This is a genomic window from Acinetobacter sp. T63 (assembly GCF_053852345.1).
Window position 1 is genome coordinate 2,194,434 of sequence record NZ_CM132659.1, and the last position, 13,175, is coordinate 2,207,608.

Annotated in this window: 11 protein-coding genes; 5 read left to right on the forward strand and 6 right to left on the reverse strand. The window is 47.5% G+C overall.

The window, feature by feature from the left end; translation table 11 throughout:
• Positions 1–36 precede the first annotated feature (36 nt).
• The 3 genes from ACVLR6_RS10555 to dapE all read left to right on the forward strand — a co-directional run bounded on the left by ACVLR6_RS10555 (position 37) and on the right by dapE (position 2,446).
• Positions 37–939 carry a DUF1853 family protein gene (locus ACVLR6_RS10555; protein ID WP_016659332.1) on the forward strand — a complete coding sequence of 301 codons (903 nt, stop codon included), beginning with the start codon at positions 37–39 and terminating at the stop codon, positions 937–939.
• 100 nt (positions 940–1,039) lie between these two features.
• A complete protein-coding gene (locus ACVLR6_RS10560) occupies positions 1,040–1,186 on the forward strand; it encodes an entericidin A/B family lipoprotein (RefSeq protein WP_005179532.1) in 147 nt (48 codons plus the stop codon).
• Positions 1,187–1,312: 126 nt separating this feature from the next.
• Positions 1,313–2,446: a succinyl-diaminopimelate desuccinylase gene (dapE, locus tag ACVLR6_RS10565; RefSeq protein ID WP_005179534.1), complete on the forward strand. Its 1,134-nt coding sequence runs from the start codon at positions 1,313–1,315 to the stop codon at positions 2,444–2,446.
• Between the two features lie 69 nt (positions 2,447–2,515).
• On the opposite strand, the gene ACVLR6_RS10570 is transcribed toward dapE, so the two are convergent.
• The 6 genes from ACVLR6_RS10570 to pilG form a co-directional block, all read right to left on the reverse strand.
• Positions 2,516–2,977: a hypothetical protein gene (locus tag ACVLR6_RS10570; RefSeq protein ID WP_075167114.1), complete on the reverse strand. Its 462-nt coding sequence runs from the start codon at positions 2,975–2,977 to the stop codon at positions 2,516–2,518.
• Positions 2,974–7,467, reverse strand: a complete 4,494-nt coding sequence (locus ACVLR6_RS10575; protein ID WP_455995153.1) for an Hpt domain-containing protein — start codon at positions 7,465–7,467, stop codon at positions 2,974–2,976. The genes ACVLR6_RS10570 and ACVLR6_RS10575 overlap by 4 nt, the downstream gene beginning before the upstream one ends.
• Before the next feature lie 156 nt (positions 7,468–7,623).
• Positions 7,624–9,696, reverse strand: coding sequence for a methyl-accepting chemotaxis protein (locus ACVLR6_RS10580; RefSeq protein WP_168399065.1), 2,073 nt, complete (start codon positions 9,694–9,696; stop codon positions 7,624–7,626).
• A 45-nt stretch (positions 9,697–9,741) separates the two neighbouring features.
• On the reverse strand, positions 9,742–10,278 hold the full coding sequence (locus tag ACVLR6_RS10585; protein ID WP_005179538.1) for a chemotaxis protein CheW: 537 nt from the start codon (positions 10,276–10,278) through the stop codon (positions 9,742–9,744).
• Between the two features lie 3 nt (positions 10,279–10,281).
• On the reverse strand, positions 10,282–10,650 hold the full coding sequence (locus ACVLR6_RS10590; RefSeq protein WP_005179539.1) for a response regulator: 369 nt from the start codon (positions 10,648–10,650) through the stop codon (positions 10,282–10,284).
• Between the two features lie 16 nt (positions 10,651–10,666).
• Positions 10,667–11,050, reverse strand: a complete 384-nt coding sequence (gene pilG, locus ACVLR6_RS10595) for a twitching motility response regulator PilG (RefSeq protein WP_104505638.1) — start codon at positions 11,048–11,050, stop codon at positions 10,667–10,669.
• Positions 11,051–11,421: 371 nt separating this feature from the next.
• Between pilG and ACVLR6_RS10600 the strand changes: the two genes are divergently transcribed.
• Together ACVLR6_RS10600 and ACVLR6_RS10605 are read left to right on the forward strand one after the other, a co-directional pair.
• Positions 11,422–11,973, forward strand: coding sequence for a hypothetical protein (locus ACVLR6_RS10600; RefSeq protein WP_225876431.1), 552 nt, complete (start codon positions 11,422–11,424; stop codon positions 11,971–11,973).
• Between the two features lie 54 nt (positions 11,974–12,027).
• Positions 12,028–13,173: an efflux RND transporter periplasmic adaptor subunit gene (locus ACVLR6_RS10605; protein WP_168399066.1), complete on the forward strand. Its 1,146-nt coding sequence runs from the start codon at positions 12,028–12,030 to the stop codon at positions 13,171–13,173.
• Positions 13,174–13,175: the final 2 nt, after the last annotated feature.

Consider the following 13,175-nt stretch of genomic DNA (forward strand, 5'->3'; position numbering starts at 1 on the left):
TCGTTGTAATTCTGCTGTTTAACCATGGATTTACTGATGTCGCCTAACACCTTTACTGATATTTCTGCTGAACCCTGGTTAAATTTCCGCAATCCGCTGGTGCGGCAACTGGCCTTTAGCGTGGCCAGTCCCAACATTTTACAGCAGCTGCCACCAGCACTGGAGCAGCGTTATGGCTTTGATTTTCATCCCACAGATTGCTGGTTGCAGCACTTTGATCATTATCAAAGCCGGCTGAAGCATTTAGACCAGCATCCGGCTGCACTGGAAGATTTTTTAAGCCAGCTCAAAAGTACCCGGCTAGGGCTACGGTTTGAAATGCTGCTCTGGTTCTGGCTGACCGAGCGTGACTATCATCCTTATGAATTGCTCGGACATAGCATTCAGATAATTGATGGACCACGCACCACGGGCGAACTCGATTTTCTGCTGCTAAACCATGACCACCAGCAAGTTGAACATTGGGAAGTGGCGCTCAAATATTATCTGGCTGAACGTGATTTGAGTCTGCCCTACTGGTATGGGCTGAACCGCAGCGACACCTTATTACGCAAGTTAACCCACTTTACCCAAAAGCAGTTTCAGTTTCAGCAGGCCCAAGGTCATACCATTCAGCAGCGCTTTGCCGTGTTAAAAGGCCAGCTGTATCTGCCTGAACATGCTACTGCACAGGCTCTTCCTGACTGGGTCAATCCCGAGCGCAGAATTGGCACCTGGGGCCAGCATTTGCCGAAAAATCATCAGGATTTTTACCGACTGCAACGGCATGAATGGATTTGCCCACATGCCAGTCCAAGCAGTTCAGCCAACGCATTCTGGAGCAATGGCTTATATCTGAATCAGGATCAGTCAGCATTTTATATGTATCGTAACCCGGTGCTGATGGATGCCTGTTATCAGCACTATTGGACTAAAAGCCTATCTTTGAACAACATTTAATTACTCAACCACAATCAAAGCACTATATTTTTTTGGCTGTATATTTCTTACTCTAATTTTCACATCAGAATAATTTATGCTTAATGATACGGAGATGATGATGAAAAAAATTCTAGCGACTTCATTACTAATGATGTTTGTTCTGACTGGTTGTAATACAGTAAAAGGTCTAGGTGAAGATGTCTCTTCAGCAGGTAATGCGGTAAGTAATACGGCTGAAAAAACTCAGGATGAAATCCGTCAATAATCAAATTTCAATGCAAATTCCCGGCAAAAACCTTATCTCCTGATAAGGTTTTTTTATATTAAAAACTCCCCTTCTCGGCATGATTCCCCTATTATAGGGGGCAAATTTTTGCATGATTCCAAAGCCATGAACCACTCAGATACGCTCGAGCTCAGCTTACAGTTATTACGTCAACCTTCCGTAACACCCGTTGATCATAACTGCCAAGACATCATGGCGGAACGCTTAAAAAAGATTGGCTTTAATATTGAATCAATGCGTTTTGAAGATGTCGATAATCTTTGGGCGCGTAAAGGCACAGAAGGCCCGGTGTTCTGTTTTGCCGGTCATACCGATGTGGTCCCTACCGGTAGTTTAGATGCCTGGCATTCTGACCCGTTTGCTCCAGAAATTCGTGATGGCAAGCTCTATGGCCGCGGTAGTGCCGATATGAAAACGGCATTGGCAGCCATGGTGGTGGCTTCAGAACGCTTTGTGGCCAAACATCCAGATCATAAAGGCTCAATTGCGTTCTTAATTACCTCAGATGAAGAAGGTCCATCCATTAACGGTACCGTAAAGGTGGTTGAAACCCTGGAAGCACGTAATGAAAAAATGGACTGGTGTCTGGTCGGTGAACCATCAAGCACCCATCGTCTGGGTGATATTGTCAAAAATGGCCGTCGTGGTTCATTAAATGCGGTATTAACCGTGAAAGGCAAACAGGGCCATGTGGCTTATCCGCATCTGGCGATTAACCCGATTCATACCGCCTCTAAAGCGCTGGCTGAACTGTGCGAAACCGTTTGGGACAATGGCAACGAATACTTCCCGGCCACCTCTTTCCAGGTGTCGAATATTCAGGCCGGTACCGGTGCAACCAACGTGGTACCGGGTACCATGACCGTGACCTTTAACTTCCGCTACTCGACTGAAGTGACTGCTGAGCAGCTCAAAGCCCGGGTACTGGAAATTCTGGACCGCCATCAACTGAACTATGACATTCAATGGACACTGTCCGGTTTACCATTCCTGACCCCAGTTGGTGAACTGGTCAATGCCGCCAAAAATGCAATTCGCAATGTGACCGGTGTTGAAACTGAACTGTCTACTTCGGGCGGAACATCAGATGGCCGCTTTATCGCGCCAACCGGTGCACAAGTGCTGGAACTCGGTGTGCTGAACGCGACCATTCACCAGATCAATGAACACGTGAATATTGATGATTTAGAACCACTGGCTGAAATTTATGAGCAGATTCTTGAAGGCCTGCTGACTTAATTTTTTACTGTTGCATAAAAAAGGAACTCCGCGGAGTTCCTTTTTTTGTGTCTGTTGCCAACTGTTAAATTAGCTATTCAAACCCAGACTGGCCTGAATATGTGCCAGATTCGGGACATGGAATACCTGCTCACCCATACGCACATACTGGAATACCGCCGGATGTTGGCCTTCACGCTCATCATCAACCACTTCCGAAATACGCAGACGGATGGTTTTTGGCATGGCATTACACATCAGGGCAAAACGCTGGTCAATTTCATCGCCTTCAATCACCAAGGCAACGCCCTGATTTTGCTCTGGATGGGTAACACGATATACCGGCAGTTTTAGATCATGCCACTCGACATGATCGACTGCGGTAGAACTGTCCAGCGCCGACAGGACAATATTCTGCGGAATCAGCATATCTTCCTGATCATGACATTCCACAATATAGGCATCAATAAAACCGGTCGAAACGGTAATCAGATGTTGCAGTTCCTGCTGGCTAATCTGGTCGATTTTGCTGGTGCTGTTGCTTTGACTCATGCTTTAGCCTCACTGCTATGCAAAATGTTTTCAATATTGGCAAGCAATTCTGCTTCCTGGAACGGTTTACCCATATAGTGCGTTACCCCCAAGCTAAAGGCACGTTCGCGGTGTTTTTCACCGGTACGCGAGGTAATCATGATAATTGGCAAGTCACGATGGATGTCATGGTGGCGTACCAGGTTGGTCACCTCAAAGCCATCCATACGCGGCATTTCAATATCCAGCAGCATCAGATCCGGTTTAACATTTTCCAGCTGCTCAATCGCATCGACACCATCTTTGGCTGTGACCACATCAAAGCCCTGACGTTCGAGCAGACGTGACGTGACCTTACGTACGGTCACCGAGTCATCCACAATCATCACCAGACGACGGGTATCACGACGCTGTACTTCACGCGGTTCCATCACATGCTTGATGCGCTGGGTTGCCTGAATTTGACGGGCAATATTCTGACCATCCAGAATCAGACAGACCTGACCATCACCGAGAATGGTCGCGCCGGCAATCGAACCCACGCTGGAGAACTGCTGCCCAATCGGTTTCATCACAATCTGGCCACGTGAACCAATCAGCTGATCGACCAGTAAGGCAATGGTCTGACCAGTATTGCCTTTAATCAGCAGCACCGGCAATGAATGCGCGATATTGCTTAAACGCGGCAATGGCTGATTGGCAACAAACTCGGACAGATAGCGCAACTTATAGTTTTGCTGATCAATCTTGAAGTAGTCATCTTTGCTGCTGAAGTAACTTTCCAGCGCAGAAGGTGAAATTCGTACAATACGGTCAATTTGCGCCAATGGAATTGCGAACTGCTGATCGCCAACTTTTACCATCAGGGCATCGGATACCGCCACTGTGGTCGGTACGCGAATACTGAAAGTAGTGCCTTTACCGAGTTCAGAATCGACCTCGACATGGCCGCCCAGCGCTTTAATTTCGCTTTGCACCACGTCCAGACCGACGCCACGACCTGAAATCTGGGTCACGGCTTGTGCGGTACTAAAGCCCGGATGGAAAATCAGCTGCAGAATTTCTTTCTTGTCCAGCTGCTGCTCTGGCTGAATCAGGCCAAGGCTCAGGGCTTTGGCGTGAATCTTGGTTTCATCAATACCTTTACCATCATCGGTAAAGCTAATCAGTACATCGGTACCCTGACGGCCGATGTTCAGCTCAATCTGGCCCACTTCCGGCTTCGCTGCCTGTTTACGTACAGCGGCATCTTCCAGACCATGGTCCACCGCATTACGCAGCATGTGTTCAAATGGTGAAATCAGGCGTTCCAGAATGGTCCGGTCCAGCTCGCCTTCGGTATTGTGTACCACCAGCTCGGCAGGACGGTTTAAGGTCGATGAAGTCTGACGCACAATCCGCTGTAAACGTGGCAACATGCGCGAGAACGGTACCAGACGGGTACGCATCAGGCTTTCCTGAATTTCTGCCTGAATCCGCGACTGTTGCAGTAACAGACCTTCGGCATCACGAATCTTGTCCGCCAGCGTGGTCTTAAAGTCCACCAAGTCCGACGCCGATTCCGCCAACGATTTTGACAGCTGGTTCAAGGAGGAGTACTGGTCCATCTCCAGCGGGTCGAAGTCGGTATAGCGTGAATGTTCATCACCATGTTTGGCAATAATCTGGCTTTCCAGCTCGCCTTCCATTCGGCGTAACTGATCGGCCAGACGCTTAATCGCCAGTTCCATTTCATTCAGGGTACCGCCCAGCTGACCCAGCTCCATCTCGATTCGCGAGCGGTTAATCGCGTTTTCACCCGACAGGTCAATCATCTTCTCAACCAGATCAGCCGAAATACGGATCATCTCATTGCTGTTATCCAGCTGTGCGGTTTCGCTCCATTCGCCCTGCATGGATGGCGGCTCGGCACCATCACCCTGCACAAATTCGAAGGTTTTGCTTGGCGCCAGCAGATCGGCGGTATTGAAGCGTTCTGGCAGCTGCGCCGTCGCATTGACGTATTCAATCGACTCCAGGCTGGCTTTCAGGCTATCAAAATTGCTGTAATCGCGCTGGAAGATGGCTTCTTTTAACCAAGCCACAGTGGTGTTGAGCAAGGCATCATAGGCATTGGAATTAAACTGATGCACCGCGAACTGTTCAAAGGTATTTTCCAGCTGATAGGCAATCACGGCCACCGGCTCGATTTCGGCCATACGCGCGCCGCCTTTCAGGCTGTGCGCAGCACGTTGTAACTGCAGCAAAATGCTTCGATCACTACGATGGTCAAACCACTGCTTTAACAGGCTTTCTGTGGTGTCGAGCAGCTCTTCAGCTTCTTCCAGGAAGGTTTCTTCCACAATCGAATGCAGATTGTCTTCACCGTCATTTTCAGTAGTAGATACCGCATCTGTAGGGATGGTTTGCTCAGCCAGGGTCGGTGCATCTTCCAGTACCGGTTCGCTGCTGGTGTCTGGCTGCTCATCTTCAGGCGCAGTATAGGCTGTTTCTGCAGGTGCTGGCTGTTCCAGTTCAAACTCAAGTGCAGATGCATCAGACTGTTGTACATCTGCGCTAGAGGTTGCTTCAGCCGCCACTGCCAGCGATTCAGCTTCAACCAGTTGACCTTGGGCCAGTTCGCTAATATTTTCCAGAATCGCCAGTGATTCTTGCGCCGGATAATCGACCTGCTGTTCACGGATGGTCTGGATACGGTCCGCAATATTGTCCTGAACCAGACGGATAATCTGGATCAATGCGGTTGATGCATTCATTTGACGGTTAATGATGCGCTCATAAATGGTTTCTAAATGGTGCGCAATCAGACCGATATGGCTGGCTGCAATCATGTTGGCACCACCTTTTAAGGTGTGCAAATGGCGCATCAGATTGTTCAGCGCAGCAGTATTGCTCGGGTCTTGGCTCCAGCTGTTAACATCCTGGTCAATACCCGTAAGTAACTCTTCGGCCTCTTCCAGGAAAATTTCCAGCAGGTCTGGATCAAAGTCCTTGTTGGCTTCAGCGCTATCCATGTATTGACGGTCAGCTTCCAGACGCTGTGACAATACGGCCAGATTCAGCCCGGCACCGGCTTCAACCGTTTCGGTGACAGCTTCTGTGGTGCCAGTTTCTGAGCTTAGCGCTTCAATATCCTGCTGTACAAAGGCACTCAGGTTATTGATGATCTGCTGGGCATCTTCGCTTAAGCTGACGCGTTGTCCGGCAGCCAGGGTATCAAACAGATGGATAAATTCCTGATGCGCCTGTCCAAATAATTCAAAGGCATAATCGCTATGCAGCAGGCTTGGCTTGTCCAGCAAGGCCGCATAGGCCAGTTGTAATTCCTGGGTAAAATCATGAATACCCTGAGAGGCGCGGTTATCGGTACGCTCTACCAGCAGCTTCGCCTGATGGCTCAGGGTCTGGATATATTCCGGATATTCAGCCTGCGCACGCTGGTCAAATTCGAACTCAGCATCGAGCAACTGATCAATATTCAGTTCAATCAGCTTGGATACCAGACCTTGCGGATTCACTGATTCATCAACATCTTCCAGGCTAAAGCCATAGTTCTGCCATGCAGTATTGAAGGTCTGATAAATCCGGTCCATGCCGGCACTGTCATTCTGCGGCAACAGATGCAGATAATCCCGCACAAATTCAGCATATTGCAGCAACAGTGCGGTTTCTTTAGAGGTCGATTCAATTTCATCCTGCAACAGGGTCTTGAACAGGTTTTCGACCTTGGAGCTGGCATCAAAAATCTGCTCGATGTGTGCCATGGATGAACTGCCGCGCAAGGTATGCAGGGCACGAATCAGGCCATTGTAATCTTGGGTTTTCAGCTCATCATGTGCCAGGAAGCGATCCACTGTTAACAGGTGTTCTTCCGCTTCTTCAATAAAGATGGCCAGTGTTTCAGCTGCTAGCGGATCTTCTTCAACACTATCAGCCACAGCCAGCTCGGTGTCTGCAGCAACCTGCTCATCAGTACTTGCTGTATCAAACTCCAGACCGGTGATACTGTCGCTGGATGTTAGGCTGCTTGCCAGTTGTAACAGCTCTTCTAAAGCCGGTTCAGGGCTTAAATTTTGTTGTAATTGTTGTCCTAATAGCACCAATGGACGCAGGTCTAGTGCCATCGGCTGAGCATGTTTAAAGCTTGGATAAAGTTTGTATTCAAAGACGTTCGCCACCGCGGTTGCAAACTGCTGCACCTGCGCTGACAGGGTCAGGCTACCGGAAATGACCCGGTTTAAGGTATCTTCAACCGTCCAGGCCAGCTCTCCTGCCGACTTGGCACCAACCATGCGTCCAGAACCTTTTAAGGTATGAAAATGACGGCGAATGGTGGTTAGCGTTTCCTGATCGTTAGGCTGCGTGGCCCATTGAGCCAACAGGTCTTTTAGCTCAACGAAGATTTCTTCAATTTCTTCAACAAAAATTTCTAGAATTTCTGCATCTTGATCAAGATAACTATCTTCAGGAAGCGCAGTCGTTTCAACTAAATTTTTTAATATTTCTTTCATAGCTAAGGCTTCTTATGTTTTCAGCGCCCAGCGGCACTCAAACTTAATTGTAACCATCACGTGTAACCTAACCCTGAAGTTAAGCTGATCTTGTCGATGCTTGGCTTGATCTGTGTAAAACAGAGAGCTTCCCGAAAGAAGCTCTCTGTGGCTTCCTTAGTCCGGAAGTTTAAAGTCGGTTACAGATTCACGTAATGATTCTGCCATGCTGGCCAGTTCAGAAACCGAACGTGCCGTATCGAAGGTTGCTGTTGTGGTTTGCGAGGTAATTTCCTGTACGACGTTCATCGTGGTCGCAATATGACCCGCCGAAGCCGACTGCAGTTTCGCAGCGTCAGAAATGTTGGCAATCAGTTTCGCCAGGTTATTCGATACAGTCTGAATTTCATCCAGTGCCACACCGGCATCCTTGGTCAAGTTCGCACCACGAACAACCTCAGAGGTGGTTTGTTCCATCGAAATTACCGCTTCGTTGGTATCGGTCTGAATGGTTTTAACCAGCGTTTCAATCTGCTTGGTTGCAGATGCTGAACGTTCCGCAAGACGCTGTACTTCGTCGGCTACGACCGCGAAACCACGACCTGCTTCACCGGCCATCGACGCCTGAATTGCTGCGTTTAAAGCCAGAATGTTAGTCTGGTCGGCAATATCGTTAATCAGGGCAACGATGTTACCAATTTCCTGCGAAGATTCACCCAGACGTTTAATACGTTTCGAGGTTTCCTGAATCTGCTCACGAATGATATCCATACCCTGAATTGAACGGTTTACAACTTCCGCACCATTCGATGCAATTTGTACTGAACGTTCCGCAACCGCTGCAGATTCTTCGGCGTTGGCAGATACCTGGTCAATCGACATCGCCATTTCGTTAATCGCGGCAGATGCACCGGCAATTTCCTGCGCCTGGTGTTCAGATGCTTCGGCCAGCTGGTTGGTAATTTCCTGAGTATTGGCGGTATAACGCGCTACTTCGTGAGAAGTTTCATGAATACGCGATACCAGGTCACGTAACTGGTCAATTGCGAAGTTAATCGAGTCGGCAATCGCACCGGTAAAGTCTTCCGATACGGTCGCGTATGAACGTAAGTCACCATCCGCCAGGTCGGCAATTTCATCCAGTAAACGTAAAATCGCGTTCTGGTTACGGTCATATTCGTCTTGCAGACGGGTTACACGCTGTTTATCGGATTGACCACGTAACGTCAGTAATTTGAATACCAGTACCAGGAAGACCAATAAGCTGGCAATTAACAGTACGGCCGGAATAATGACTGCCGGGCCTGCACCGCTGGATAATTTGTTTAACTGGTTTAACAGCTCATCTGACTGACTGAAAATGTCCGATGCAGCCTGACGTACACGTACAATCTGCGCCGAGTTATTTAATACCGTTACCGATGCAGATTTTAAAACGTCATCATATTCAAACTGGATGCCTTCTAAAGCTTCACGTAGGCCTGGGTCAGCAATACGCTGTACACCGAGCTCTGCACTACCGTTCAGCTGGGCATTTAAGTAAGCACCGAATGTTTCGGTATCGGCACTGAAGTCATCAGCAGATTCACGCGAGTTTTCTGAACCGGTTAATACCGAGCTGATTGAACGCAGGATACGTTCTGCAATAAACACCTGGTTCTTGGCAATAACCACCTGGCTACTTGGCATGTCCTGACGTGCCATCTGGTCAACCATCAGGTTATATTCGGCCTGAATCCCCGGAATGGTTTCACTGATCGCGATGTTGGTGTCATACAGTTTGCTAATAATAGCCTGTTGCGAGCTGATCGCATCAATATTCTGAGAAACTTTGGCCCAGTCGGCTTCGACTTTTTCCAGCTCGGCCGAGTTACTGCCAATATCTTTTACCGTTTCCAGATTTTCTTTAAAGCTTTGTTGTGACTGGGTCAGCTTCTGGATCGATTCTTTGGTGCCTGAAGCAGTGGCTTCAGTGGCCTGACGTGAAATGGTCTGCGATAACAAACGTAATTCACCCAGACTCTGGGTTAACTGGTTGGTACGCGGTACGCTATAGAATAAAGACAAAAGACTGATAATCGAGACCAACAGCGCAACTGCGGCAATGAAAATAAGTGGCTTTGATTTATTGGTATCACCGAATACACGCGCAAACTGGTCAATTTGCGTCTGTAATTTTGCGACCGATGCCGAACCGCTTTTGCGGTTGGTTCCATCGCCTGAGTTTTTCTTTTTAAGTTTAAAGCCCATGCAGCTTCTCCCCGATTTTCGCCTTTATATATGCGTACGCGATAGTTAATTTATAAATTTTATAGATGCGTTCATAAATTTTGGGTTTTGCAATAAACGACTAAATAAGAAAATATGCCATTGCTGGTTATGCTGGTGGAAATACCCCTGACAATATTCTTGTAAATTACTATCTAAATCATTGTGTTTAGAAAAGAAACTTTTCTTATTAAAGTGTTGGATCCCCAAAACTTGATCTACAACCAAACCGACATAATGGTCTTGATGACTAATACACATTACTTTTTGAGTCGGTGAATAAGCACTGCTATGTCCAGAAACATAATGTGCCAAGTCTGAAACTGAGAGTAATCGGCCCCGGATATTGGCCAGTCCCATCACCCAGTTCTGGGTGTTAGGTACCGGCGTATATTTTGGTGGATAGATAACCTCAGTGACTTCCCCCAACGGGGCAACGAAATATTGCCCCATCATCTCAAACGCAATGCCAGACCATCGGTTTACTTCATTTTCAGTTGTAACGTAGTTTTTATTTCCCCGTTTAGACAACCGAAGTAATTCGATAAATCCATTTGCGGCCATAAGTTATCCTGCATTCAGGTGTTGATTAATAACGTCTATTAATTGTTGTTCATCTACAGGTTTAGTCAGATAATCGCTGGCACCCTGACGTTTCCCCCAAACGCGGTCAGTGGCTTGGTCTTTGGTACTCACGATCACAATTGGAATATGCTTGGTGGTATCCCCACGGGCAATTTGACGGGTTGCCTGGAAACCGTTTACACCCGGCATCACCACATCCATCAGCACCAAGTCAGGAAGCTCGGCCTGTGCCATGGTCACCCCGTCTGCACCATTGGCTGCTTCAAGCACTTCAAAACCATGCTTGGTCAGAATTTCTTTGAAGCGGAATGTTTCTGTTGGAGAATCATCTACAATTAAAATACGTGCCATCTTTATATTCCCCGAGTTATACGCTTACGTGATTACGAATCGCGTTTAAAAGCTCATCTTTACTAAAAGGTTTGGTTAAATATTCATCTGAACCCACCACGCGGCCTTTGGCCTGATCGAACAGACCATCTTTACTGGACAGCATGATGACTGGAATATTCTGGTAGTTTTGCGAGTTTTTAATTAATGCGCAGGTTTGATAGCCATCTAGACGTGGCATCATGATGTCAACAAAAACGATATCCGGATTTGCATCGGCAATTTTAGACAATGCTTCAAAACCGTCGACGGCAGTGACCACTTCATAGCCTTCACGCTGTAATAAAGTTTCAGCTGTACGACGAATGGTTTTTGAATCATCAATCACCATGACTTTTAGATTTTGGAGTTTATCGTCCATTTAATGACCCTTCCCATTTTGTTTGTACAAGCAATTCGGTGTAGTAGAATTTTATTTACATAATTATGGTTATTTTTAACATATCTTTACTTTAGGTTTCAATGAACAGTTTTTGCCCAAACCTACACTTTATAGAAACTTTGTATAACTGCTTCACACTTTTCCATGACCATTGATTTTTTTTTGTCTATTGTATTTTTTAAATTTCTGATTCTGGTCTAATATAACAGTTTAAAGACTTAAAAATAAGTAAATTAGTCAACTTTATCTCGGGGAAGCTTGTGCGTACTTTTTTTCAAAAAGCTCTCACAAAAAGGGCGCATACATCATTGTTCAGTAAATCATTACTGGGCTTGCTGCTGGCTTTACAGATGGGACAGCTGTCTGCCAATACCGATAACAAGCCGGCCTGGTATCGCTACTACGATAAAAACGGCGTGGCCAATATCAGCAGCAATGTTACGCCAAACCATATCCGCTATGGCTATGAAGCACTGGACCGCAACATGCAGGTGATTCAGCGTGCGCGTCCCTATAATAGCGAAACCGATGCCCGTCAGGCGCCACAACGTGCCGCGCAGGCCCGTCAGCGCGAGCAGGATTTAAAACTAAAACAGGCCTATACCAACAGTCATATTGCTACCCAGCAACGTGACAATGCGCTGGCACATATTAAAAAGCAGATTGCCTTTCAGCAGGAACAGTTAAAACAATTACAGAATGACCGGATTGTGTTTAAACGTCAGGAAATGGAATATCTGCGCAAAGTCAAACCGGTCCCGGAACAGCTGAAAAACAATTTAAACAACAACCTGACCAACTTAAATCAGAAAAGACAGCAGATTCAATCGTTACAAACGAGCTATCGAAAAACACAGGCAGAATACGACAGAATTATTACTCGCTTAAAAGCACTTGAATAAAGTGAAGTTTTTAATTGAATTGTCATGTGACAAGAAAAATAAGGATAAATATGCATGCGACCAGCACCGCGTATATCACATACCTCTACCCGTTTTCGTACGCCCCTACTCGGCCTCAGTACACTTTGCCTGTGCCTGCTGCTGACCGCCTGCCAGAACTCAGAACCGGAACAGGCCCGTAGCGAACCAGAAACCATTGAACTGATTCAGGATGATGTGGTGGCCGTGCAAACCGGCGACTCGGTGTCCAAAACTGCCTTTACCGGCACTATTCGTGCCGTACAACACAGTAGCATTCAGGCACAGGTCACTGCCACCGCCAGTGCAGTCAATGCGCAAGTGGGTCAGCGGGTTAGCAAAGGTCAGGTGCTGGTCCGTTTAAACAATCAGGATAATGCCGCGCGTCTGGCGCAAGCACGCGCCAACCTTGCCTCCACGCAGGCACAAGCCAATCAGGCCCGGGTGATGATGGAGCGTAAACGTCGCCTGCTGAATCAGGGCTTTATTTCCAAAGTTGAATATGAACAAAGTCAGGTCGATTATCGTGCCCAGCTGGAAAATGTCCGTGCCCAGCAGGCCAATGTCGATATTGCCGAAAAAGCCGATCGCGATGGCACCATTCTCAGCCCGATTAGCGGCGTGATTACCCAGCGTCAGGTTGAACCCGGCCAGACGGTTTCTGCCGGCCAGACCCTGTTTGAAATTGTCAATCCGGACCGGCTGGAAATTCAGGCCAAACTGCCAAGTGACCAGCAGTCTGCACTCAAGGTCGGCCAAAAGATTGAATATAAAATTCAGGGCAATCCGGCCCAACTGACCGCCACCTTAAGCCGGGTATCCCCGATTGCCGATCTGGCCAGCCGTCAGATCGAGTTTTTTGCCACACCCAATGAATCCATCAACTCGCTCAGCATCGGTGCCTTTGTTGAAGGCAATATTGTTTCATCCAACTCGATTTCTGGTCAGCTGATTCCTTTAGACACCATTCAGGATATACAAAACAAACCTTATGTCTGGGCCATTCGCCAGAACAAGATTGTCCGGATCGATATTCACGTGCTCGAGCAGCGCTATAGTGACAATACCGCCATTGTAAGCGGATTGCAGGCCGGCGATTTAGTGAGTCGGGTCAAGTTTAGTCCGCAGAATGAACAGCAACCGGTCAGCATCAGCCAGACCGCCGAAAACGCCTCAGGATAGAA